General features: G+C 37.9%; 24 protein-coding genes and 1 pseudogene. 21 read left to right on the forward strand and 4 right to left on the reverse strand.

Features of this window, described 5'->3' with window-relative positions; translation table 11 throughout:
- The first annotated feature begins 139 nt into the window (after nucleotides 1-139).
- Both rplM and rpsI read left to right on the forward strand, forming a co-directional pair.
- Complete coding sequence (gene rplM, locus HMPREF2634_RS02450; protein WP_003026230.1) at nucleotides 140-586, forward strand: 50S ribosomal protein L13; 447 nt, start codon at nucleotides 140-142, stop codon at nucleotides 584-586.
- 19 nt (nucleotides 587-605) lie between these two features.
- Nucleotides 606-998: a 30S ribosomal protein S9 gene (gene rpsI, locus HMPREF2634_RS02455; protein ID WP_003030908.1), complete on the forward strand. Its 393-nt coding sequence runs from the start codon at nucleotides 606-608 to the stop codon at nucleotides 996-998.
- A gap of 313 nt (nucleotides 999-1,311) precedes the next feature.
- Here rpsI and HMPREF2634_RS02460 read toward each other — a convergent pair whose 3' ends face one another.
- Nucleotides 1,312-2,484, reverse strand: coding sequence for a tyrosine-type recombinase/integrase (locus HMPREF2634_RS02460; protein ID WP_021002056.1), 1,173 nt, complete (start codon nucleotides 2,482-2,484; stop codon nucleotides 1,312-1,314).
- Between the two features lie 66 nt (nucleotides 2,485-2,550).
- Nucleotides 2,551-3,114 (reverse strand): helix-turn-helix domain-containing protein, encoded by a 564-nt coding sequence (locus tag HMPREF2634_RS02465; RefSeq protein WP_021002055.1) that lies wholly within the window; start codon nucleotides 3,112-3,114, stop codon nucleotides 2,551-2,553.
- A gap of 154 nt (nucleotides 3,115-3,268) precedes the next feature.
- Between HMPREF2634_RS02465 and HMPREF2634_RS02470 the strand changes: the two genes are divergently transcribed.
- From HMPREF2634_RS02470 to HMPREF2634_RS02510, 10 genes are all read left to right on the forward strand, one after another.
- Entirely contained in the window at nucleotides 3,269-3,568 is a 300-nt protein-coding gene (locus HMPREF2634_RS02470; RefSeq protein ID WP_021002054.1) for a hypothetical protein, read from the forward strand.
- Between the two features lie 130 nt (nucleotides 3,569-3,698).
- Nucleotides 3,699-3,977, forward strand: coding sequence for a hypothetical protein (locus HMPREF2634_RS02475; RefSeq protein WP_021002053.1), 279 nt, complete (start codon nucleotides 3,699-3,701; stop codon nucleotides 3,975-3,977).
- A 12-nt stretch (nucleotides 3,978-3,989) separates the two neighbouring features.
- A complete protein-coding gene (locus HMPREF2634_RS02480; protein WP_021002052.1) occupies nucleotides 3,990-4,322 on the forward strand; it encodes a replication initiator protein A in 333 nt (110 codons plus the stop codon).
- Nucleotides 4,323-4,324: 2 nt separating this feature from the next.
- Nucleotides 4,325-4,936 carry a hypothetical protein gene (locus HMPREF2634_RS02485; RefSeq protein ID WP_021002051.1) on the forward strand — a complete coding sequence of 204 codons (612 nt, stop codon included), beginning with the start codon at nucleotides 4,325-4,327 and terminating at the stop codon, nucleotides 4,934-4,936.
- A 331-nt stretch (nucleotides 4,937-5,267) separates the two neighbouring features.
- Nucleotides 5,268-6,113 carry a hypothetical protein gene (locus tag HMPREF2634_RS02490; RefSeq protein ID WP_003070635.1) on the forward strand — a complete coding sequence of 282 codons (846 nt, stop codon included), beginning with the start codon at nucleotides 5,268-5,270 and terminating at the stop codon, nucleotides 6,111-6,113.
- Between the two features lie 180 nt (nucleotides 6,114-6,293).
- Nucleotides 6,294-6,428: a hypothetical protein gene (locus HMPREF2634_RS10140; RefSeq protein WP_257361993.1), complete on the forward strand. Its 135-nt coding sequence runs from the start codon at nucleotides 6,294-6,296 to the stop codon at nucleotides 6,426-6,428.
- Nucleotides 6,425-7,729, forward strand: coding sequence for a MobV family relaxase (gene mobV / locus HMPREF2634_RS02495; protein ID WP_021002049.1), 1,305 nt, complete (start codon nucleotides 6,425-6,427; stop codon nucleotides 7,727-7,729). The genes HMPREF2634_RS10140 and mobV overlap by 4 nt, the downstream gene beginning before the upstream one ends.
- Nucleotides 7,730-7,894: 165 nt before the next feature.
- A complete protein-coding gene (locus tag HMPREF2634_RS02500; RefSeq protein ID WP_021002048.1) occupies nucleotides 7,895-8,365 on the forward strand; it encodes a hypothetical protein in 471 nt (156 codons plus the stop codon).
- Between the two features lie 245 nt (nucleotides 8,366-8,610).
- Complete coding sequence (locus tag HMPREF2634_RS02505; RefSeq protein ID WP_024052721.1) at nucleotides 8,611-8,895, forward strand: type II toxin-antitoxin system RelB/ParD family antitoxin; 285 nt, start codon at nucleotides 8,611-8,613, stop codon at nucleotides 8,893-8,895.
- Nucleotides 8,885-9,238, forward strand: a complete 354-nt coding sequence (locus HMPREF2634_RS02510) for a type II toxin-antitoxin system RelE/ParE family toxin (protein ID WP_021002046.1) — start codon at nucleotides 8,885-8,887, stop codon at nucleotides 9,236-9,238. Before HMPREF2634_RS02505 ends, HMPREF2634_RS02510 begins: the two co-directional genes overlap by 11 nt.
- Nucleotides 9,239-9,954: 716 nt before the next feature.
- Here the strand turns inward: HMPREF2634_RS02510 and HMPREF2634_RS02515 are convergent.
- Nucleotides 9,955-10,536 carry a TetR/AcrR family transcriptional regulator gene (locus tag HMPREF2634_RS02515; RefSeq protein ID WP_003030910.1) on the reverse strand — a complete coding sequence of 194 codons (582 nt, stop codon included), beginning with the start codon at nucleotides 10,534-10,536 and terminating at the stop codon, nucleotides 9,955-9,957.
- A gap of 460 nt (nucleotides 10,537-10,996) precedes the next feature.
- Here HMPREF2634_RS02515 and wecB point away from each other — a divergent pair, with 460 nt between their 5' ends.
- The 4 genes from wecB (at nucleotide 10,997) to HMPREF2634_RS02535 (ending at nucleotide 15,501) form a co-directional block, all read left to right on the forward strand.
- Nucleotides 10,997-12,145: a non-hydrolyzing UDP-N-acetylglucosamine 2-epimerase gene (gene wecB / locus HMPREF2634_RS02520; RefSeq protein WP_070836252.1), complete on the forward strand. Its 1,149-nt coding sequence runs from the start codon at nucleotides 10,997-10,999 to the stop codon at nucleotides 12,143-12,145.
- A gap of 1 nt (nucleotide 12,146) precedes the next feature.
- Nucleotides 12,147-12,935 carry a hypothetical protein gene (locus tag HMPREF2634_RS02525; protein WP_021002044.1) on the forward strand — a complete coding sequence of 263 codons (789 nt, stop codon included), beginning with the start codon at nucleotides 12,147-12,149 and terminating at the stop codon, nucleotides 12,933-12,935.
- A gap of 143 nt (nucleotides 12,936-13,078) precedes the next feature.
- Nucleotides 13,079-14,389, forward strand: a complete 1,311-nt coding sequence (locus HMPREF2634_RS02530) for a glycosyltransferase family 2 protein (RefSeq protein ID WP_003032949.1) — start codon at nucleotides 13,079-13,081, stop codon at nucleotides 14,387-14,389.
- Nucleotides 14,390-14,397: 8 nt separating this feature from the next.
- Nucleotides 14,398-15,501, forward strand: a complete 1,104-nt coding sequence (locus tag HMPREF2634_RS02535) for a family 8 glycosyl hydrolase (protein ID WP_021002043.1) — start codon at nucleotides 14,398-14,400, stop codon at nucleotides 15,499-15,501.
- A 186-nt stretch (nucleotides 15,502-15,687) separates the two neighbouring features.
- Here HMPREF2634_RS02535 and HMPREF2634_RS02540 read toward each other — a convergent pair whose 3' ends face one another.
- Nucleotides 15,688-18,900, reverse strand: coding sequence for an LPXTG-anchored zinc carboxypeptidase (locus tag HMPREF2634_RS02540; protein ID WP_070836254.1), 3,213 nt, complete (start codon nucleotides 18,898-18,900; stop codon nucleotides 15,688-15,690).
- Nucleotides 18,901-19,535: 635 nt separating this feature from the next.
- Here HMPREF2634_RS02540 and HMPREF2634_RS02545 point away from each other — a divergent pair.
- The 5 genes and pseudogenes from HMPREF2634_RS02545 to HMPREF2634_RS02560 all read left to right on the forward strand — a co-directional run bounded on the left by HMPREF2634_RS02545 (nucleotide 19,536) and on the right by HMPREF2634_RS02560 (nucleotide 22,936).
- Nucleotides 19,536-19,850: a TfoX/Sxy family protein gene (locus HMPREF2634_RS02545; protein WP_041784040.1), complete on the forward strand. Its 315-nt coding sequence runs from the start codon at nucleotides 19,536-19,538 to the stop codon at nucleotides 19,848-19,850.
- Between the two features lie 291 nt (nucleotides 19,851-20,141).
- Nucleotides 20,142-20,311: pseudogene (locus HMPREF2634_RS09645) on the forward strand (substrate-binding domain-containing protein); the annotation flags it as partial.
- Between the two features lie 111 nt (nucleotides 20,312-20,422).
- Nucleotides 20,423-20,689 (forward strand): ACT domain-containing protein, encoded by a 267-nt coding sequence (locus HMPREF2634_RS02550; protein WP_003026213.1) that lies wholly within the window; start codon nucleotides 20,423-20,425, stop codon nucleotides 20,687-20,689.
- A gap of 12 nt (nucleotides 20,690-20,701) precedes the next feature.
- The gene (locus tag HMPREF2634_RS02555) at nucleotides 20,702-22,039 is read left to right on the forward strand and encodes a PFL family protein (protein WP_021002041.1); all 1,338 of its coding nucleotides are present in this window, start codon (nucleotides 20,702-20,704) and stop codon (nucleotides 22,037-22,039) included.
- Between the two features lie 201 nt (nucleotides 22,040-22,240).
- Nucleotides 22,241-22,936, forward strand: a complete 696-nt coding sequence (locus tag HMPREF2634_RS02560; protein ID WP_021002040.1) for a histidine phosphatase family protein — start codon at nucleotides 22,241-22,243, stop codon at nucleotides 22,934-22,936.
- Nucleotides 22,937-22,995: the final 59 nt, after the last annotated feature.

A 22,995-nucleotide genomic window follows, 5' to 3' on the forward strand; every position in this document is an offset into this window, starting at 1 on the left:
TTGACTTTTACCCCTAAAATTTGGTATGATAGTAAACGGTATTGTTTACCCCATTTGTAAGGCCCCGGAACCTTCCAAATAACTTGCGGACCGGAACATCCGCTTTGTAAACAAAAACGATATTCATATAGGAGAAATCATGAACAAAACAACATACATGGCTAAGCCAGGTGAAGTTGAACGTAAATGGTATGTAGTAGACGCTACTGATGTACCTCTTGGACGCCTTTCTGCTGTTGTAGCAAGCGTACTTCGTGGAAAAAATAAACCAACTTTCACACCTCATACTGATACAGGTGACTTTGTGATTGTTATCAATGCTGAAAAAGTAAAATTAACTGGTAAAAAGGCAACTGATAAAGTTTACTACACTCACTCAATGTACCCAGGTGGATTGAAATCTATTACTGCTGGTGAACTCCGTTCTAAGAACGCTGTTCGTTTGATCGAAAAATCAGTTAAAGGTATGCTTCCACATAATACTCTTGGCCGTGCTCAAGGTATGAAATTGAAAGTATTTGTAGGCGCTGAACACACGCACGCTGCACAACAACCAGAAGTTCTTGATATTTCAGGACTTATCTAAGGAAAGGAACAAATAAGCTATGTCACAAGCACAATATGCAGGTACTGGACGTCGTAAAAACGCTGTTGCACGCGTTCGCCTTGTTCCAGGAACTGGTAAAATTACTGTAAACAAAAAAGATGTTGAAGAATACATCCCACATGCTGATCTTCGCCTTGTCATCAACCAACCATTCGCAGTTACTTCAACTGTTGGTCAATACGATGTTTTCGTAAATGTTGATGGTGGTGGCTACGCTGGTCAAGCAGGAGCTATCCGTCACGGTATCGCTCGTGCCCTTCTTCAAGTAGACCCAGACTTCCGCGACTCACTCAAACGCGCTGGTCTTCTTACACGTGATGCCCGTATGGTAGAACGTAAGAAACCAGGTCTTAAGAAAGCTCGTAAAGCATCACAATTCTCAAAACGTTAAGAACCGTTTTACAACAACGATTACAAGCATTTTGCAAGTCTCTTGCAAGGTGCTTTTTTGTTGATTTTTGCTTTTGATACCTTTTTTGATACCGTTTTGGAAAAACTTTTACATCTTTTTTGATTATATTCTTATCTTTGAATAGTTTATATAATTGACGTATACTTCCTGTTTATGTTAAACTTTGAGAGTGTAATGACAGGAAAATCAGGTTGGGATTCATTCCTAACAGGCTTCGATGCTGTCCTTGGAGAAAATTCTTCTAAAAAATCGGGATTGCGATGCAAATCGCCCGCATTACTCTACTCTAGACTTACTGTCTGGAGTTTTTTGTATTGTTTTTTAGATAACTCGCAAATTGTTTGATGGACCTATCTTCTCCATTAGCTGTTGAATGGCTGTAGGTGTCTAAAGTCATTTGACTACTTGCATGACCTAGCCTTTTTGCTGTATTGACTGGGTCAACTCCGATTTCAATCATCAAGGTCGCATGGGTATGTCTGAAGCCGTGAGGACTGATTTTCCTTAAGCCATGTTTTCGAATAATTCTTGAAAGTACATTGTTGATATAGTCTGCATGTAGTGGTTCTATTGAGCCTGTACGTGAGCAGTAAGTAAAAATAAAATCTTGCTTGATAGAAAGAGGTGCGACTGCTAGTTGTGCCTTTTCTTTTTGGCAATTTGACTTCCATTCTTGCAGAATAGAGATAGTTTCGCTATCTAGCTTAATCTTTCGAACTGAAAAATCGTTTTTAGTGCCTTTTTCAATGGCTTGTCCGTCTAATCGTCCTAGGCTCTTATTGACACTTAGAGTCTCACTCTTAAAGTCTATATCAGTCCATTTAAGAGCGTATAGCTCGCCTTTCCTTAAGCCGCTATATGCTAGTAGTCTAAACAGTGCATAATGCTTATAAGGTTCTTCCTGAAGGACAATGTTTAGGAACTCTTGTAGTTCCTGAACCGTCCAATAATTTTTTACACGTGTACTTTTCCTCTTTGGCATAATGATTTCTGCCATAGGATTATGCTTAAGCAATTTCATCTTAATCGCAAAGTCAAAGACTTTACCAGTGTAAGACTTGATTTGCTTGATATTCTTGAAAGTCTTTGCTTTTTCCGTGATAAAGTTCTGGCAGCCTAAAGGGGAGATTTTACCGATAGGCAATTCTCCCATGACTGGCAGAATGTGCAACCTAAACATATCAAGAGTACGTGAAGCCGTTGTCGGCTCTACTGTATCTTGATAGGCTTGATACCATTTTTCAAAAATCTCGCTATAAGATTTTTGAGATGGCTTGATGAACTCTTCCAACTTCCCTGAAGCCTTAAGATAGATGAGTCTAGCTTCGTAGTCTTTGGCGTCTTTTCGAGTACGAAAACCACGCTTTACATGGTCTGCACGTTGACCGTCTTTAGTCATATAGACCTTGACAAAATACAAATAGCCAGATTTGGCTTTTTTACTTGGGTATTTGTGAATGGACATTGTAATTTCTCCTTTATTTTTTAGGTTTCGAAGCTTATAAAATAAAGAAATTACGAGTTTTTACAATTATTTTTTACGTTTTTTAGCCATTCTTCTCTTGTATTCGTCGGAGTTTTCCCATGCTTGCCAAACGTAGTGATATGGTGAATCTTCCCCTCCTGACTTGTTAATCAGAAAAGGGATTAATCCTTGTTTTTTATCGGCTATAAATTCCTTAATGGCTTTAACTAAAATAGGGTTAAAGTCTTTTTTACTTGCTAAGAAGTCGATATAATCAGCCAATGCTTCCGACTGATTGATTTCCGCAAGTATGATAGCTAATTCGTCACCAAAAGGAGTCCATTTGTTGATTTTGTTTTCTATGCTACTTTTTCCTTGAAGTATCTTGGCAAAACCTTTCAGAACTTCTTTAGGTGCTCCTGGGTCTACGAGATTAGGATTATCATCAAGCCCTAGTAAGTAAGGGATAGAGACACCAAAGTAGTCGGCAAGGATTTTGGCATTCTCTTTCTTTGGTGTTCTAGTACCCTGGTTATAATTTCCTAATGTTGAGTAACTAATGCCTGTTTCGTGACTTATTTCAGTTAAACTTTTATTACTTTCTTTTACAAGAAATTGAAAATTTGTCATTTACGTATTCTCCTTTTTGAGACATTATATCACAAATTACACAAAAAGAGAAAAAACAGTTGACAAAAACTCGAAAAGGGTTTAAAATCAATATAAATTACACGAAATGAGTAATTTATATTCGAAGCTTATAAAATAAAGAAAGGAGTCAGCTATGGCTTACACATTAGAAGAACAAGAAACGTTTATCCGATATGATGTACTGGATAAACAATGGACGATTGAAACAAATTATTCTCCACACATTCAAAAAGTGCTAAAACTTCCTGAAGCCTATGAAGTGTTGAACACTGAGGAAGAAGAAGGCAGAACGATTTGGCTCAATGCCATTATGAAGATTGGTGAGGATTTTTCAATCAACGTATTTCCTAAGAAAAAACGCAAGATGACCGAAGAACAACGTCAAGAACTTGCTGAACGTATGAAAAAGGCAAGAACCAGCCTTGAAAAATAGGAGTGTTGCTCGGTCTGAAATACTAGACAGGTATATTTACCCTATGGAACTATTTTAGATTGCGCCATCTCCAGAAAATAGGCAATGAAAATAGTTTAAAAATGATTTTAACAAAAAGGAGAACCCGCAGATGACAGAAGGATTTACTATACAACTCCCAAAAGTAACTGAAAAGAAGTTACTGGCTCGCTATGACAATATGCTCCAAAAGGCAATAGAAAAAGCCCTTGAGGACAAGGAGCTTTATAAGCCTATGGTTCGTATGGCAGGCTTGTGCCGTTGGCTAGATGTCTCAACGACGACTATTGTCAAATGGCAACGTGAAGGCATGCCCCACATGGTCATTGACGGAGTGACCTTGTACGATAAACACAAAGTCGCTCAATGGCTACAACAATTTGAGAGATAGGAGGTAAGAGCTATGGACTACGATAACGAAAACTATCTTATCCCGAAAGTTCTCTTTCGAGATGATTTATACAGCGACTTAACTGCATTTGATATTCTGGTCTATGCTGTCTTAAGAGGCAAGCAAGAAGAAGCCTTTGAAAAGGGTTGGATAGATGCTGAAGGAAATGTTTATCTAGGCTATAAGATTAGTGATTTGGCGAAAAAGTTCTCTTGCGCTAAATCTACTATGATAAACTCTTTGCGACGTTTAGAAGAAGCTGACTTGATTGAACGTGACCGAGAAATGATAGGACATTACCATAGTCATAACTTACCTTATAGGACTTATATTAACGAGGTGTGAAAATGATAAAGATTTATTTTGGAAAAGATACAGCACTTAATCAAGCTATTCAATCACGACTGGATAGCTACCAGATTGACTATCAAGCATTTTCAAGTAAGGATATAGATGCCAAAATACTGATGGAATGGCTATTTAGGTCAACTGATATTTTTGAATTACTAAGCACTAAGATGCTGAAGTATAAGCTGAACACACAAATTACTCTAAGCCAATTTGTCCGAAAGATTTTGAAAAATGTTGATAGTTCGCTAAAACTTCCCATTGTTGTAACAGATGAGGTTATCTATTCGAACATGTCTCCTGAGTATGTGGGGACACTTTTACCGAAAGAGTATCGTAAAGCTGAACGGATAAACCTATTCCGAAAACTTGAAGAACTTGATGAAGGTCGAACATTCTGGAGTAATTTTGAAACACTCCGAAAACAATCTGAGCTACGTTGGTTTGAGCTGAACGATTTATTGTTTGCTGATGTGTCCGACGATTTAGGAGAAATCAAAAAAGCTAAAGACCGTTTCTTTAGCTACAAGAAAAATAAACAGGTGCCACCTGATGAGATTATTGAAAAAATCCTCAAAATATTTTTAGTTGATCGAGAAGACTTTTTTTAAAAATCTCCTTCAGATTTACAAAATTTCAAGTCAAAAATATTTATGAAAACAGTTATGAAAATATTGTGAAAATGGGTTTCAGGGGTCAGATTTTGAGGTGCTACGAAAAATTTATAACAGGGCGCCCTCTAACAGCCCGCTATGTGCACATTTAAAGTGCATTTACTACACCCGTTTTTTGGCAAGTTTGACTGACGGAAAATGAAAATGGTTCGACTCCGAAGGGGTCGGCTTGGGGCTGCTCCCCCAAGAATTTTCATTAGGGAGGAGGTCTTTACGCAGACAAAAAAATCGGCGCCGATAGGCGACCGTAAAAAGAAAGGAGTTTTGTTTGAAATTAAAAGTTAGCTTAGATAATATCACGATAACAGCTTATATCAGGCCCCGCAAACTCCTAACTCTCAAAAATCTAGTTGAAAGCCATACAGCAATTAGTATTCAGACAGCGATGACGGATATGTTTAGAGCTTATACTAAGGGCGGAGGTCAAGTCGTGGTCTATATGGAATATGACAAAATAAAAGGACAAGCCTTTAATGCTCGCCCTTTCAGGTTGGAGTTCAATCCCAATAAACTCCGATCAGTAGATACTGATATCATTGACACTATTATACCATGTTTGGAAGATATTGCAATATCTCGTGCTGACTTGGCTTTTGATTTATTTGAAGTTGATTGTAGTGAGTTCGTGCTAGAGAAGAAAGGCAGACCAACCGCAACTAAGGAATTTCGTTCAGAGACCGGAAAGCTAGAAACAAAGTACCTTGGTGCTTCGCGTTCTGAAAAGCAAGTAAGGCTATACAACAAGAAAAAAGAGCAACTGGAAAATGGAACTGATAAAGACAAGGAATTTGCTAGTCAGTTTCAACACTGGTGGCGCTTGGAATTTCAGTTGAGAAGTCGCTCGGTTGAGGAGATATTCGAGGTTATCAATACAGTTATCTTTAAGCCATTCAAATTTAAAGGTTTACCTATTGAGACTCAAATCTATCTGACCGCTCTCATTCATGATAAAAATATCTGGAAAGAGCTCCATAGAAATACAAGAGCAAGATACAAAAAAATCTTAGAGACCTATCAAACATCAGAAATTGACTATCTAGGTTTGATGAAAGACCTATTGAAACATGAGCGCCCCAGACTTAAAAAACAATTAGCCTATTATGGTGGTCGGTAGATTGTCGGACAATGCGAAGCGTCCGACCTTTGGCACTGATGAAGTGCCTTGCTCGCTTCGGCGAGCATAGTCGAACTATCTCTTGTGAGTTGAGAGATGGTTCGAGGTCGCTCCTGTATTCGGAGCGATGTGCCGTCTGCAAGACCCTTCGGAGAACGCACATTTATGGAGTAAAGTGTAGTGCGTTACACTTTACATGGAAGTAGTGCCGATTCTTCAGGAAAAAATCTAGCCTATGGGTTGCTTATTTCTGGTGGCAATCGTCCGCCACCAGCTCGGCGACCTTTTGAGCCGAGAAAGGAGAAAAATCTATGAGTTATGTAGTAGCTAGAATGGTTAAATACAAATCTGGTAATCTCGGTGGTGCTTATCGCCATAATGAACGTGTTTTTGAAAAACATTCAAATAAGGATATTGACCCTGAACGAAGTCATCTAAATTATGAGTTAACAGACCGTGACCGCTCTATACCTTATGACAGACAAATAAAGCAGTATGTCAATGACAATAAACTATCTAAACGCGCTATTCGTAAAGACGCTGTATTATGCAATGAGTGGATTATCACATCTGATAAAACTTTCTTTGAAAATATGAGTCAGGAGCAGACAAAGGAATTTTTTGAGACTGCTAAAAATTTCTTTGCTGAAAGATACGGAGAACAGAATATCGCTTATGCCATGGTTCATCTTGACGAAAGCACCCCACATATGCACCTTGGTCTTGTTCCAATGAGAAATGGGAAGTTGAGTTCAAAAGCCCTATTTGGTCATCGTGAGCAGCTTCAGGCAATTCAGGAGGAGTTTCCAAAATACCTAAATGATAAAGGATACACTTTACAACGTGGTGAAGTTGATAGTGAGAAAAAACATCTTGATACTGCTGAATACAAGGAGAAGCAGCGATTGCTTGATGATGTCGAGCAACGACTATCTGAAAAACAAATTAAACTAGAACAGATAAGCAATAAAATAAACCAACTAGAGCTGACTGTATCAGAGAAAGAGCACCTGCTCCAGTACTTGGAACAGAGGGAGTGGCACACTCTTGAAGAGTTGAAGCAATATGAAAAAGAAATAGAGACCTTGGCTGAAAGTTTAATTGATTTGAAAGAGGTTGAGCCTTTAGGCTTTAGGGAGCTACATGCAGAAGGATTAGCAAAGCGTACACTTGATGGCAAGCTAAAGATGAGTAGAGAAACCTATGATAGGCTATATCAGACCGCTTCTAAAAATGTGACCAATAATGTGAGATTGAGGCAGGACAGGAATGCTTTAGAGCATAAACTGAATAAGTCTCTAAAAGACCAGAACAGCCTAGCTAAATCATTGATAAAAAGTGAAAAGTTACTGACAGAAAACAAGGAATTGAAGTCCGAAGTTGGCAGGCTCCAGCATGAAAATAAGGGGCTTAGGAAACAGATGGAACGCTTGAACGATAGGCTAGAAGCTGTGAGTCAAAAGTTGGCTTTATGGCGTAAGAGTGCTAAAAAGTATCTACCAGAAAAAGAGTTTCGCTCTACCCTGAAACTTGCTAATCAAATACGACCGCCGAAACTAAATATAGTGACAGCAGTCAAAACGATAAAAAAAGTAATTGAGAAAAATTTATTTTAATCACTTTATGCCGTGAAAGTCTCTTGACAATAAGCTAGTCGGCTTTAGACTGAAAGGAGTCGAGTCGGCAGGCTGAAAAGCTGACGACCGATCGCCGTAGGCTAAAAGAGACTAGGTTACTTGTTGTCAAGAGAACCATGGAATAAATGAACAAGGAGAAAACACATGAACAAAATTAATCAGCCTTTAGTTTACAAGATTGAACAATCTGAGCCGTTTTCGGGAAGAGCACTAATAAGCTTTTTGGAAATTGCCCATAAAGAGGCGACAGGTGAATTCTTGTCTCTTGCCTGGCCTCTAAGCGTCATTGAACCATTTATTCTGGAAGATGAACAAGGGAATGAGTTTTGGACTAAAGATCTGTCCACCAATGTTTTAGAAATACGCCTTAAGGATAACTACAATATCCGATTCCTTCGAAAAAAGTCTAACCTCTATATCATCATTGAAGATTTGAAAGCCTTCAGACAAGGTTTTTCTCAGCTAGTAGAGGATTTGGTAAATCCTAATAAAAAATATTTGCTTTATCGTGATTTTATCAAAACGTATCGCAATATGCTTCCTCATGAAAAAATTGAATTCTTCAAAAAGAAAACAGCTGAGGAAATCGCGCGTAAGAAAGCAAGTAAGAAATAACGTATGCTATACTATTTAGTGAGGAGGTAACGCTATGAGAAAAACGATATTTGGTTGGATGATTGTATTTGCAGCACTACGTTTTTTAGACCGTTCTGTACGTCAGTCGAATAAGGCACTGCGCCGATTATTGCGATAAATGCGAATTGGGGAAAATCCTAGTTTTTTGATAACTAGGATTTTTACTTGCTTAAAATCTATACATGGTATATAATAAATCTATAAATATAGATTGGAGATATATCATGGCTATAACATTATCAAAGCAATATAATTTTAAGTTGAATGAGGCCACTATGGAACAAGCTCGAAATATTATTAAGGCAAAGGGCATGACCATGACTGAAGCCATCACGCTTTTTGTTGAGCAAATTGTACTTGAGCAAGATTTGCCTATTAAGACAGCTGAAGATTTGCATAGAGAACAGTTGATTGAGGAACTACAGTCTCAGTCAGAAAAAGCATTGAGACAGTACGAGGAAGGACAAGGCGTTTCCTTAGTAGAAATGAGGGAACGCTATGGTCTATAAAGTTGTTTTTTCAGAAGAGGTCAGCCAAGCGATAGACAATATTCATGAATATATTTCAAATGTATTGTTATCAGAGCAATCAGCAAAAAATACGATTGCTAAAATTTTAAATGGATTGCAGGAACTGGAGCTTTTTCCAGAGGCTGGTTTTGATGCTGATGAACGAATAGGCGTTAAGATAAATAGCAAGTATTTGACTAGGGGAAAAATTATTGGACAATATGTGCTACTGTATTTTGTGATTGAAGAAGATAAAGTTGTATTCTTGTCGCATCTCTTTCATACTAAGAGTGATTATGTGAATTTACTACGAAAAGGCAATAAAAAAAGCTCAAATGATTGAGACAGATTTCGTTTATTTTATAAGCTTCGAAACTATAGAAAATTGATACCTTTTTGATACCGTTTAGGTTTAGATATTTGTTTATAAATAAGATTTTTGATGATTTTTTGTTTTAGAAACGTTGATTTTAATGGTATTTGAGTTTAAATAATCGAGTGAACCAAAAACCAGGTCTTAAAAAGGCTCGTAAAGCTAGCCAGTTCTCAAAACGTTAAGAACCAGCTACAATACAGCATCTACAACACTTCATGGTTCACACCATGGGGTGTTTTTTTAGGATTTTTAGCAAAATTCACACCAAATTCACACCATTATTTATTTTAGGTTACGGTAGGCGATTTCTCCAACGGCCATTGGAACGATGGTAGAGGTATTGATGTAGTTTTTAGTTATGCAGTTGTATTTATGAAGTTTTACCAGAGTGCTTCCTATTTTACACACTATTTTTACGCTAATGTTTGTCATCATCAGTCATATAAGTAGTAAATTGTAGTCTGATGATTACTTCAAAAGTAGATAAATCATTTCTTTCTTTGCTTAATTCTAAATTATATGAAAGTCAGAGCACTGTTTAAATGTTGCTGTTACAAACCAAGGAAAAAGAGATACAAAAATAGCCTCTACAAACATATTGATTGTATGGGCTATTCTGTCAAAAATTACCAGCTAGGAAAAATAGCTATATTCTAAAAGCCCGATTTTTCGGGCTCTTTTTTCTAGTCTATATGATTATCTTTGTCTAGTGAGATGTATTGGTCAAGAGAAGAATGAACGAGGGTTAAAAATTTTTCTTTGAAGACTTGTGGTGGGAGTGGATTTTCTTGGGTTATCCACACTTCAATGTTGGCAATCACATAATGAACCAGTAGGGAGATGATAAAATCATCTGGCAAATCAATAAGGGATTGATTCGGTTTGATATTTTCAAGTGCCCATTTTGTGTAAATCTTTTTTAAATAATTGGTCCAATAAGGATCCGTTGAGCTAGAATACAGCATTTTTAGCCATTTTCGATTTTCATAAAGAATAGGGAAAATGTTATCTGCAATGAAAAGAAATGGGTCTTTATTTTCGAGAGTATCATATTCTAAAAACATTTCGTAAATGGGCTTATCAATACTCTCATGAATGGATTCAATGATGTCGTCAACACTATTGAAATGATGTTTATAAATTGCTTGACGTGAAATACCAGCTTTTTTGGCAAGGTCACTCATTGAGAGATTGGCTTCATTGGGATTTTGCATTGCTAAGTCATAGAAAGCATCCAAAATCTTTTGTTGATTACCTTTTACCATATAAAACAACTCCTCTCTCTTTTTAGTATAATGAAAAGAGAAAAAGATTGCAAGAAAAAGTGAGTAATAAAGACGTTAATGCAATCCTTTTGAAATTGCTATTTATTAAGTTTAACAAAAATAACATTTGTCATGAATCTGTGTTTTGTTTGAGATAGAATTAACATCTGTGAATGGTATTGGAAAAATAGGATAAACAAAAATATTGATAGAATAGTCTAATTATGATGTAATAGTAAAAGTGCACTATTTTTAATGCATAATAATTTTACTATTATAAAATAGTGCTAAATAAGAGGATAAATTTTACATAAATAATAGGACAAAAACATAGAGAATGTATACTAAAATATTGACGGTATAAATTTAAAGCGGTACAATATTAGTGTATAGTAGGGGGTGGCTGTCTTATTTTAGCTAGGCGTTTTTATTTGTGTCATTCTGTTATAAGGAGGAAAACGTGAAAAAAATAAAGGTAATGGTCGTTTTTGGTACAAGACCTGAAGCTATCAAGATGGCTCCACTTATTCTTCAATTGAAAAAACAATCAGAGAAATTTGAAACTATGACAGTTGTGACTGCACAACATCGACAAATGTTAGATCAAGTATTACAAACATTTAATATTGAACCAGATATTGATTTGAATATCATGGGAAAGCAGCAAACATTAACGGATATTACTGTAAAAATTTTAAACCAACTGGACAAACTTTTAAAAGAAGTGAAACCTGACATCATTTTGGTACATGGAGATACAACGACAACATTTGCAACAAGTTTGGCAGCTTTTTATAATCAAGTTCGAATTGGACATGTGGAAGCTGGTTTGAGGACATGGGAAAAGTATTCTCCATTTCCAGAAGAAATGAATCGTCAAATGACAGATGCTGTAACAGATCTCTATTTTGCCCCAACGATGCAAAGTAAAGAAAATCTCATTAAGGAAAATCATGATGAAAAAACCATATTTGTTACAGGGAATACAGCGATTGACGCTTTAAAATTGACTGTTCAAGAGAATTATCATCATGATGTTTTGGAGCAAATACCATCAAATCATCGGCTTATTCTTGTTACCATGCACCGTCGTGAAAATCAAGGAGAACCAATGCGTCGTGTGTTTAGAACCTTGCGGCAAGTGGTCGAAGCGCATGATGATGGTGAGGTCATTTATCCTGTTCATTTAAGTCCAGCCGTTCAAGAGGCAGCAAAGGAAATTCTTAGCAATCATCCGCAGATTCATCTAATTGAGCCTTTAGATGTTGTGGATTTTCATAATATTGCAGCGAGAAGTTATTTCATTATGTCTGATTCTGGAGGTGTCCAAGAGGAAGCCCCTTCTTTAGGAAAACCGGTGCTTGTATTGCGTGATACGACAGAGAGACCAGAAGGCGTGACTGCTGGGACATTGAAGTTAGTTGGAACAGAAAGTGAGAATATTCGCGAGGCTATGGAGACATTGTTGACAGATGAAACTGTTTATCATCAAATGTCTCAAGCTAGCAATCCGTATGGTGATGGCAGAACATCTGAGCGAATTGTAGAGGCTATTGCGCATTACTTTGGTTATGCAGACAGACCAAAAAATTTTGTGATAGGAGAATAAGATGTATCGAAAAAAAGAACTGGAATGGACAATTGCTTTACTAATTATCGTAATTTTAGCAATTGTTGGTTATAGTTTCTATTTTGCGAGTAGTATTTTTCATGTTGAAATTATTTTGATTGCTCTTGCCATCTTGAGTGTATTTGTCTTACCAGATATGCTGCTCACTTGGTTACTGATCTTTAGCAGTGTATTGGCAACAATTTTTTTGGTTGCAGGTGTTGTGTATATACCAACAAATCAATGTTTTCTACTATTGATTACCTTTCCGCTTATTTTAAGCATATCACAACAAGTCAATGTTCACCGACGAACCTATCTTTCTATTGTCAAAGACTATAGTGAGCAAGCAAAAGAATTGTATGAAAGTCATTTACAGGCGGTTCGAGATGGGCGGGAAGAAAGTTTTCAAGCCTTATTAGTCCATTGGGCGCATAATGATTATTTTCAACAAATTTATCCTAAAGAATTTCGTTGGATGTTGGTGCGGATCTATGTGACTTTAAAGAAATGTATGCAGGGAACAGGTGCTGTTTATTATCTTTCAAATGGGAATTTTCTCATTTTATGTTCGGGAGAAGGGCAATCTCCAGCAGAGATATTCCAGCACAATATGCTTGCTAAATTGTCTTTGCTTCGCTTTAAAACTAGTAAAAGTGTGCACGAAGTGCAGTATAAATCAGGCTATCTGTTGATTGATTCAGAAAATTGTGAAAAGTTTTTAAACTTTGATGATTTTGTTAAAAATCTGGACAGACAACTTGAAACAGACATTATTGTAGAATACTAGGAGGGAATCTGTGATCATAACCAATATATTTTTTGGAGTAGCATTGGCAATTAGTATCTTTTTTGCTGTATGCTTTGTTGTGCTGTTTATTTGTTATTTAGTCATTTATAACAGAGTGAATAAAAACTTTAAGGCGGTGAAACATGATTAGTCAGTTGATTATGATTATCACTCTGGTATCCATTTGGTTATCCTTGGTTTGGAGTTTAGTTACTTTGAGTTCAGGTGTTCATTTTTGGCTAAAACATAGCGACTTTAAAGTAGATACTAGTCCTTTAGAGAGCTATCCGATGGTTACAATTGTGGTACCAGCCCATAATGAAGATGTGGTCATTGCGCAAACAACAAGAGCTATTTTGGATATGAATTACCCACATGACAAAGTGGAATTGCTTTTATTTGCGGACAATTGTGAAGATACTACTTATCAAGAAATGTTAAAAGTAAAAGCGATGCCAGAATATGCTACACGAGATATTACCATTACAGACCGGAAGGGGACTGGCGGAAAAGCAGGCGTTTTAAATGATGCTCTGAAAATGGCGAAGGGTGAATATATCTGCGTTTATGATGCAGATGCTATGCCAGAGAAAAATGCTCTTTATTTTCTGGTTAAGAAAGTTCTGGAAGATCCAGAACGCCACGTAGCATCTTTTGGTCGAAACAAGACACGAAATGCGAATCAAAATTTCTTAACACGTTGTATCAATCAAGAGATTGTCGTGACGCAACGAATTCAACATGTTGGTATGTGGCATATGTTTAAAATTGGTCGCATTCCTGGCACAAACTTTATTATCAATACTGAATTTGTAAAGAGCATTGGTGGTTGGCGAAATGGCGCCTTGACAGAAGATACGGATATTTCTTTTAAAATTATGCAAAGTGGGAAATTGATTGCTTTGGCTTATAATTCTGAAGCTTTCCAACAAGAACCAGAGACAGTTAAAAGCTATTATATGCAGCGAAAACGTTGGGCTAAAGGAAATTATGAAGTTGTGATTTCAAATTTTAAGCATTTATTTGATAAGAGTAATTGGCGTGTGAAATTAGAAGTTGCATATTATTCCTGTGTTTTCTTCTGGTTTAATGCAGCAATAATTTTATCAGATATTGTCCTTTTGTCAAATGTGATTGCTATTATTGTTCATCTATTTGTTCCAAGTGTTCATATTCCTTTTACATTTGATTCAAGTAATATTTACATTGCGCAATTGATGTTGTTTAATTGGCTTTTGATGATTATGCTATATCTCTTACAAATCAATATCGCTCTAGCCTCCCAATTTGGTCAAGCAACTTCTAAGCAGATTTGGTTAGCTTTGATTTCTTACTTTACTTATTCGCAGCTATTCATCATTGTTTCAATTGATGCTGTAACTTCTGTGACCTTGGACAAACTCTTCCATCGTGATGGAACCAAATGGGTTAAAACGAAGCGATTTGCAGGATAGGAGGAAACGTGAAAAGAACAAATTTAAGATATGTTTGGTTAGTTGCTATTTTATTGGCAATCATTACTATTTTTACTTATGTTAGATTCAATAGTACAGGTCATTTGAAGAATCAGATTTACCAACAATGGTCAAAAAATTATGTAGTTCAGCAAAAAGATAAGGCGTACGTTAAGACAACGAACGATAAAAAAAAAGATGTTGTCTTGTCTGAATCACAAGGCTATGGAATGGTGATTGCTGTTGAAGCTGCAAAACAAAGGAATGCTAGCCTGAAAGATTTTGAACTTTTGTACAATTATTATTTGGCACATCGTATGAAAAATACGCAGCTGATGTCATGGCGGCAAACGGTTAAGAATGGCATCGTTAAAGCTGAAACCAATAATGCAACTGATGGCGATCTTTATATTGCATATGCTTTGATTCAAGCAGCTAAATTATGGCCACAGAAGGCTGATGCATATCATACACAGGCTAGGGCAATCTTAAAGGATATTTTGACTTATAATTACAATAGTACAACAGGAGTGTTGACAGTTGGGAACTGGGCAACATCAGACTCAAAATACTATCGTTTAATGCGAACGTCAGATGTCCTTCCAGCACAATTTCAAGCCTTTTATAAGCTGACAGGCAATGCACAATGGTTAAAGATAAAATCAAATATGTTGTCTAAATTAGAACTGATGAGTGCTAAATCAAAAACAGGTCTACTTCCTGATTTCCTTTGGGTGGAAGCAGATACAGTTCGGGCAGCTGAGAAAAAAGCTGTTGCTTCTAAGTATGACGGTGATTATTATTACAATGCTTGTCGCTTGCCATATAATTTAGCACAAAGTCGGGATAAACAAAGCCAGAAGATATTGAATAAAATGATGAATTTCTTTATGAAACAAGAAGTGCTTTATGCTGGTTATACGTTAAAAGGCAAGGCTCTAAATCATTATCAGTCTGCTAGTTTTGGCGCTCCGATTTTCTATGCAGCCAGCCGAAATTCAGCATATCGAAAACTGGTTCAGCAAAATAAATATATTTTTATGCAAGATTTGTCAAAGGAAAATTATTATGAAGCAGCAATGATTACTCTTGTTGCGCTAGATGCTTTATAAACTAAATAGAAGTGGACACAAATTGGTATTTCGTAAGAAATTGATTTTGTCGCCCCACCCTGTAGGGTTGAGTTGGTGGTATTAGTTAGGGATTACTTAACTACTGCATATTGAGTTTTATTTTAGAAGAAAGTAAACGAGTCTGGGACATTTTTGTCTCAGACTCGTTTTTACTAGTAGAGTATTCTATTCTTCTTTTTTCTTTAAATGGAGCAAGTAGCCACTGACAAGAATGAACATGCTAGCAATAACCAAGCTGCTTTGGTTTTCTTTGCTTCCTGTTTGTGGAAGTTGAGCTTTTCGAGTAGCGTTCATGATTTGAGGTTGAGGAGTGTAGCGTAGGGTTGTCGCTTGAGCTGCCTGAGGTTTTTGATTGATGATTTCAACAACTTCAGTAGAAGGTTTTTGTTCTTTCTCAAGATCTTTCAGTTGAGCTAATTGACTGCCAAAGATAGCATTGGATACCCAACGGTAGAAATGAATCGTGTGAAGACGGTTTGTTGGGTTGCCAGCATAAATAAAGAGTGGTTGTTCTTTGTAGCTACCAGAAATAGCTACAATTTTATTGGCTAACTGTTCATTACCAGGCCACCAACCAGCGATATAATAATCACTGCCAGCAATTGAAGCTAATGTCTTGAAATTTGCAGGTACTTTAGCAATCCAATTTCCAGAGTTAGAATAGAAAAGATCATTCTTATTGTAACCACTAGTCAACGGATCTTTGTCATCAATGATCGCTTTCATCAAGCCTTCATAATCACCACCATTTTTGAGTTGTTCTGCGTCAAAGCCGTCAACCACACCGAGTTCTTCAAGGCGTTGCATAGCAGTTCCGCCTACTACAATAGTTGGCTTCAGACCAAGGAGGGACTTGTCAAAGTTGTCACTTTCTAAAACAATCACATCAGCTTCTTCAGGGGTATTGACAATGTCAAATCCTAAATTCTTCAAAGCAAGAGCGGTATGAGCAGGAGTATCCACACCAGCCCAATAGTATTGATGAGGCGGTGCATAAACTTTTAGAGCTTTTAAGGTTTGCCCTTGAGGAGTTTTATAAAGGGCATCTCCATAGATTGCATAGTTTTTCAGCAGGTTGGCAAAAGTAGGTGTATCCACGATGTAGCCATCGTCTGTCAAATAAACTTTCTTACCGTCTCGGATTGCACGATTGACAGCGCGAACGGCACTTTCTGAAGTATTGGCAATGACATAATATGGTGCTTTGTGGTCAATTTCGCTAGTCCGAGTAGCACGAAGAGCAGTTACTTCACCGAGTTTACCGTCAAAGAGTTTTTCTTTAAAGACTGCTACTGCTTTGAATCCCCTCATATCTGGGAAATTAACCAGCAACTCTGCATACATAGCGGCCCAAGCAGATTCGTTGGAGCCCTTGTAGAGGATATGGTTGGCATAGCCACGTTTAGCTTGTGCCATGTCAACAACCAAATCCCCCTTCTTATAACCGCCAGTGTCTTCCTTCAATTCTTGAACGACAACGCCGTTTCTCTTGAAGTATTCAATCATATTATAGGCCTGTTGGGAGTCATTGCTCTTATCAAGTCCCATTGGAATCACATAATAATCGGGGAAGAATTTCTTTTGTCCATGTTTGATACGACCGACCACTTTACCATCTGGTCCAACTAATTCATTTTCAGCTTTTGGATCTTCTACTTTGTTCACGCCACGAAGGTAGAAGTTGAGGCGCATTTCCATGAGCTTATCAGGATTTTGGGATAAATAATCAATTCCTCCCAAAACAGCGTGGAAACCAGCCTTATAAGATTCTTGATTTCCTTGAGGGATTTCAATAGTGTGTCCTAGAATGCCATGATACATGCCATAAACACCAGTATAACCAGAAAAAGAGTCGTCCCAACCGTCGCCCCAGTCTAACTTCGGAATGATGTAGTGATCATAGTTAGAATTGGCAACGCCAGCACGTCCCATGTGATGAGCATTTTCTAGCATAAGGTCTGCTAAAAGATCATACTCAAAGTTTGGATCGTGCGGAGGTGTAGCTGGCTCGATAAGGAAATCTTTGACAAATCCGTGAATGTCATAAAGGGCAATCGGATTCCATTTATTGATAAGTCCAGCAACCGTGCGAGTTTCAGGGTTTGTCTGATAGCTCGTATCGCGGTTAGGATCCAGACCATTTGCAAGTGCACGTGTATTGGCAACATCTCCGTCAGGATTTTCTGTGAAATCAAAGAGGAAGATGAATTTCTTGAGAAGGTCTTTAACGGAGAGGGTTACGATTTTTTGTGTTCCATCTGCTTGAGTCGTTTTAAAGCTGATTTGGTCTTGGGTTGCGAAAGAGTTGAACAAGCCGGTAATAATATCAATAGCAGGTTGCTCATCAGCATGTGTGTTGTTGATGAGGATAGGAAGTTTGTAGTCTAATTTTCCGTCTTTGAGGGCTGCTAACATTTCAGCAGGTTTGGTTAGCGCCATTTTATTGGTTGAGTTGAGGTAGTTATCAATGCTTTTTTGATCAGAACTGATAATGCCTAACTTAATTTTCCGTCCTTGAGCGCTGGTACCAATGTCTTCAATTTGAACAAGCCGATCATTTTTAGCTTCTTGACGACTTTTTTCGATAGCCGCTAACATTTCTTCATGAGTATGGAAGTTTTCATATGGTCGGAAAACAAGTGTTTTTCGAATCGTTAGACCGGATTCTTCATCTGTTCCAACGAGCTCATGATTTCCGATGAATTGCCGATAGGTTTTGCGGATATTATTTGGCGTCCGAAGACTTAAATCCTTTCCAAATAATTCATTAAATTTGAGAGAAAGTTTGAGGTCAGAGCCATTAGTTGTTTCCTCAATGGTGACAAAGGAATCTCCTGAAAAGTCTCCTTTTTCCATATTCCAAGTTTTCCATTCAGCGATTGGCTTATTATCTAATTTCCAAGTCACCTTGCCAGCAGCGGCTCCTTGTTCCTGTACAGTCTCAGTAATGGTAGCTTTTTCAGACATATGGACTGTACTATCAGCTAATTGAACCTTCTTTTCTTCTGTTCCAGCTGCTCGTGTTTCTGGTTTTACAGGTGTTGCAGGAGTCTCTGTTTCGGATTCGTTTGTAGTAGAAATCGAACTGTCTATTGAAGGAGCGCTTTCTGATTTTTGTACTTCTTCTTGATTGGTTGTTGTGGGAAGCTGAGCTTCAGCTGGTGAAGAATCTGGCGTTGCTGTCGCTTCTGTTGCGTTTGTTTTCGCACTTGACTTTTCGGCAGGGACTACCGTTTCTGTCTTGTTAGCAATAGGCTGTGTTTCCGTGCTATCTTGCGTATCTGCAGCAGCATTTCCTTGCGTTAAAACTGCAACAAGAACGGCAGCTGACAAGCTGAGAACATTTGTGTACAATCGTTTCTTATATGAATTTTTCATAAGAAACCTCCTTTATGAAATTTGAGGGCATCAAAAATAACGAAAATAGCTCTTAGTTATTCTCTGTTATTTTTCTCCTCTTATTATTTGAAGTATACAAAGATAGTATACCAAAAAATGTAAACGGTTTCAGCCAGAAACATAGACAGAAAATAGAAATATATCAAAATAAATAGATATGTAATAAATTTGGGCAGGAATTGAATGGCAGAAAAAACCAAAGCATACACTAAAGACTATCGAAGAATAAGCTTCACCTCGAAAACCTGACAATGTTCTAACGAAGAAGGGTAGAGGTAAGGCTTTTGCAACTGAAATATTCTTTGCCCCTGATAGCAAGGAAATCTTTCAAGATAAGTAGTTAAAGATTATACATTTTGAAAAGAATGAAGAAAAAGTAGATTGTTTTTGTATCGATTTCTGGGAGCGAGTAGGAAATTTGACGATGGGGAAATTGTCTTAAAAGTGGTATAATAACATATATATTAAAGATTTTAGGAAGGTTGAATATCATGAGAAATTTACTATGTGAAAAAATAGTATGGTATGACTCTCGGTTTTAGAGTTGACAGCAATCAATAAAGAAGTAATAGTGAAGCGGCGTAAATAAATTAGAATTTGTGGGAGGAATCATAGTGAATGAATTTAATGAATATGTACGTGAATGTTTTTCTACAGTTGGCGATATTGTCATAAAATCTATGATGGGCGGATACCTTGTATATTTTAATGGTAAGCTGATAGGTGACATTTGCAATAATGAACTGTTTTTAAAGAGAACGCCGACATCGGATAGACTGCTTGCAGATTCCGAACTGCGTTATCCGTATAAGGGTTCAAAGACCCTGATGCACGTATTCGACAAATTTGAGGATGCGAATTTGATTGTAGGATTACTGGGAGGAATGTATACGGAACTGCCCGAGAAGAAACCTAAGAAAGCCAAATGAGATTGACAAACTTCAGTTTGTTGAAATTAAATAATTAAATAAAAACAATAATATAGCAAATTACAAAACAGTAAATCAAAAAAATGGTTTACTGTTTTTCTTGCTCAAAATGGGGATGATGTCAAAAGAAAAAGCATCAATAAATCAAAAAGATACTTGGCAAAATGTTTTAGGTCAGAGCAAACCAGTTTTCAGGCAGACTGTCTGAGCCTCGGATGAAGCGAACCAGTTTTCAGGCAGCCCGTCCGACCCTCGGATGAAGCGAACGAGTTTTCGTTCAGTCCGTTGAACGAGATGACGAGCTTATCTTCGCCGAGTATCACGACAAGGTCAACCAGCTTTTGAAGAAGGCCAGCAGGCGACCAAGATTTTGATTGACCAGATTGAGGGGGCATCATCAAGAAGAAAAACAACAAGTGCTGGATTGTAGTGTTCATTGGAAAGAATCAACAATCAATTGATAACGATTAGGCAGAGCTTAAGGGATAAAAGTCGTATTTTTCTCTTTCGGTTTATGCAAATTTCCTTTACTTATGCTACAATAGGGAAAAGCATGTTGATTGGAGTAAAAAATGAAAGCAATTATTACGGTTGTTGGCAAGGATAGAACGGGGATTGTGGCAGGAGTGTCTAGCAAAATTGCAGAACTTGGTTTGAATATTGATGATATTTCACAAACTGTTTTAGATGAATTTTTCACTATGATGGCGGTTGTTTCTAGTGAAGAAAAGAAAGATTTTACAGAATTGCGCAATGAATTTGAAGCCTTTGGCAATACACTCAATGTTAAAATTAACATTCAAAGTGCAGCGATTTTTGACGCTATGTACAATATCTAATAGAGGTGAAAAATGGATATAAAGCAAGTTACTGAAACCATTTCCATGATTGAGGAGCAAAATTTTGATATTCGGACGATTACTATGGGGATTTCACTTCTCGACTGTATTGATACGGATATTGAGCGAGCAGCAGAAAAAATTTATCAAAAGATCACAAGGAAAGCTAAAAATTTGGTAGCAGTTGGTGATGAAATAGCTGCGGAGCTGGGTATTCCCATCGTGAACAAACGTGTATCGGTGACCCCGATTTCCTTGATTGGTGCTGCGACAGATAGTGATAACTATGTGCTTCTAGCAAAAGCGCTGGATCGAGCAGCAAAAGAAATCGGTGTTGATTTTATCGGTGGTTTTTCTGCACTGGTGCAAAAGGGCTATCAAAAAGGGGACGAAATCCTCATCCGCTCCATTCCGCGAGCTTTAGCGGAGACTGATAAGGTTTGCTCATCTGTTAATATTGGATCCACCAAGTCAGGAATCAATATGACAGCAGTTGCAGATATGGGACGTGTCATCAAGGAAACTGCAGAACTTTCTGACATGGGGGCAGCGAAATTAGTTGTTTTTGCCAATGCGGTCGAGGATAATCCTTTTATGGCAGGTGCTTTTCATGGCGTTGGCGAAGCTGATGTCGTCATCAATGTAGGCGTTTCTGGTCCTGGTGTCGTCAAACGTGCCCTTGAAAAAGTTCGTGGCGAAAGTTTTGATGTAGTGGCGGAAACAGTCAAGAAAACAGCCTTTAAAATCACTCGGATCGGTCAGCTTGTCGGACAGATGGCTAGTGAGCGGCTAGGTGTTAAATTCGGGATTGTTGATTTAAGCTTGGCGCCAACACCTGCTGTCGGCGACTCTGTTGCCCGTGTTCTGGAAGAAATGGGCTTGGAAACGGTCGGTACACATGGCACAACGGCAGCCTTGGCTCTACTCAATGACCAAGTGAAAAAAGGCGGTGTTATGGCTTGTAATCAAGTTGGCGGTTTATCTGGTGCTTTCATTCCAGTTTCAGAAGACGAAGGTATGATTGCAGCGGTTCAAAACGGATCTCTCAATTTAGAAAAATTAGAAGCCATGACCGCGATTTGCTCGGTTGGATTGGATATGATTGCCATTCCATCAGACACGCCTTCTGAAACGATTGCAGCTATGATTGCGGACGAAGCCGCTATTGGGGTTATCAATCAGAAAACAACAGCGGTACGGATTATTCCTAAAGGAAAAGAAGGCGACATGATTGAGTTTGGAGGTCTTTTAGGGACTGCGCCAGTGATGAGAGTCAATAAAGCTTCATCAGCTGATTTTATCGCGCGTGGTGGACAAATTCCAGCACCGATTCATAGTTTTAAAAATTAAAATGAGAGTGGGACAGAAATCAGTAGTTTCGTAGAAACTTGATTTCATCGTCCCACCTCCGCACGGTTGAGTAGGGCTGTAAAAGTTGATTTATCAACGTATTAGGGTCCGCTCAGCCACTGCGTCTTATAATTATGACTATATAAGCAAAGGAAGCTGAGCACTTTTGTTCCAGCTTCTTCTTTTGAGAAGGAGATTAAAATGGCAAAAACAAAATTATACATTATTCGTCATGGGAAAACGATGTTTAATACGATTGGTCGGGCGCAAGGTTGGAGTGATACGCCGCTTACGGCTGAAGGAGAACGCGGCATCCATGAATTAGGAATCGGTCTACGAGAATCGGGGCTTGCATTTACAAGGGCTTTTTCTAGCGATTCTGGGCGGACGATTCAGACCATGGGGATTGTCCTTGAAGAGCTCGGTTTAACAGGCAAAATTCCTTATACCTTTGACAAACGGATTCGTGAATGGTGTTTTGGCAGTTTTGACGGTGCTTATGGTGGCGATCTGTTTCATGGCGTGATTCCACGAGTGCTGGATGTAGAAGACTATAAGAAACTAACCTTGCAGGAATTGGCAGACGGTCTAGTCGAAGTGGATACAGCTGGCTGGGCAGAGCCTTGGGAAAAGCTGAGTGGACGTATTTTAGAAGGTTTTACAGCCATTGCAAAAGATGTAGAGGCTTCTGGTGGGGGCAATGCTCTTGTCGTCAGCCACAGTATGACAATCGGTGCCTTTGCTTGTTTGATTGATCCGTCTATCATTTTAAATCCTGGTGTGCAAAATGGCAGTGTAACGGTTGTGGAATATGAAAATGGGAAATTCACCATTGAAGCGTTAGGAGACATGGCTTATCGCCAAGTGGGTGCTAAGATATTGGAAAAACAAAACTAATCATAAAAACGGGAATGTGAGAAAAGTTATTTTTTACAAATGGTGACTTTTGTCTTACT

This window comes from Streptococcus sp. HMSC034B03 (genome assembly GCF_001838575.1).
Taxonomy (GTDB): domain Bacteria; phylum Bacillota; class Bacilli; order Lactobacillales; family Streptococcaceae; genus Streptococcus; species Streptococcus anginosus.

Excerpts from the sequence above, each read along its gene's own strand:
- HMPREF2634_RS02460 (WP_021002056.1), bottom strand. The coding sequence starts at position 2,484 with ATGTCCATTCACAAATACCCAAGTAAAAAAGCCAAATCTGGCTATTTG.
- HMPREF2634_RS02465 (WP_021002055.1), bottom strand. The coding sequence starts at position 3,114 with ATGACAAATTTTCAATTTCTTGTAAAAGAAAGTAATAAAAGTTTAACT.
- HMPREF2634_RS02480 (WP_021002052.1), top strand. The coding sequence starts at position 3,990 with ATGGACTACGATAACGAAAACTATCTTATCCCGAAAGTTCTCTTTCGA.
- HMPREF2634_RS02515 (WP_003030910.1), bottom strand. The coding sequence starts at position 10,536 with ATGGTAAAAGGTAATCAACAAAAGATTTTGGATGCTTTCTATGACTTA.
- HMPREF2634_RS02560 (WP_021002040.1), top strand. The coding sequence starts at position 22,241 with ATGGCAAAAACAAAATTATACATTATTCGTCATGGGAAAACGATGTTT.
- HMPREF2634_RS02500 (WP_021002048.1), top strand. The coding sequence starts at position 7,895 with ATGAACAAAATTAATCAGCCTTTAGTTTACAAGATTGAACAATCTGAG.
- rplM (WP_003026230.1), top strand. The coding sequence starts at position 140 with ATGAACAAAACAACATACATGGCTAAGCCAGGTGAAGTTGAACGTAAA.
- HMPREF2634_RS02555 (WP_021002041.1), top strand. The coding sequence starts at position 20,702 with ATGGATATAAAGCAAGTTACTGAAACCATTTCCATGATTGAGGAGCAA.
- rpsI (WP_003030908.1), top strand. The coding sequence starts at position 606 with ATGTCACAAGCACAATATGCAGGTACTGGACGTCGTAAAAACGCTGTT.
- HMPREF2634_RS02475 (WP_021002053.1), top strand. The coding sequence starts at position 3,699 with ATGACAGAAGGATTTACTATACAACTCCCAAAAGTAACTGAAAAGAAG.
- HMPREF2634_RS02470 (WP_021002054.1), top strand. The coding sequence starts at position 3,269 with ATGGCTTACACATTAGAAGAACAAGAAACGTTTATCCGATATGATGTA.
- mobV (WP_021002049.1), top strand. The coding sequence starts at position 6,425 with ATGAGTTATGTAGTAGCTAGAATGGTTAAATACAAATCTGGTAATCTC.
- HMPREF2634_RS02485 (WP_021002051.1), top strand. The coding sequence starts at position 4,325 with ATGATAAAGATTTATTTTGGAAAAGATACAGCACTTAATCAAGCTATT.
- HMPREF2634_RS02510 (WP_021002046.1), top strand. The coding sequence starts at position 8,885 with ATGGTCTATAAAGTTGTTTTTTCAGAAGAGGTCAGCCAAGCGATAGAC.
- HMPREF2634_RS02530 (WP_003032949.1), top strand. The coding sequence starts at position 13,079 with ATGATTAGTCAGTTGATTATGATTATCACTCTGGTATCCATTTGGTTA.
- HMPREF2634_RS02550 (WP_003026213.1), top strand. The coding sequence starts at position 20,423 with ATGAAAGCAATTATTACGGTTGTTGGCAAGGATAGAACGGGGATTGTG.
- HMPREF2634_RS02505 (WP_024052721.1), top strand. The coding sequence starts at position 8,611 with ATGGCTATAACATTATCAAAGCAATATAATTTTAAGTTGAATGAGGCC.
- HMPREF2634_RS02525 (WP_021002044.1), top strand. The coding sequence starts at position 12,147 with ATGTATCGAAAAAAAGAACTGGAATGGACAATTGCTTTACTAATTATC.
- HMPREF2634_RS02540 (WP_070836254.1), bottom strand. The coding sequence starts at position 18,900 with ATGAAAAATTCATATAAGAAACGATTGTACACAAATGTTCTCAGCTTG.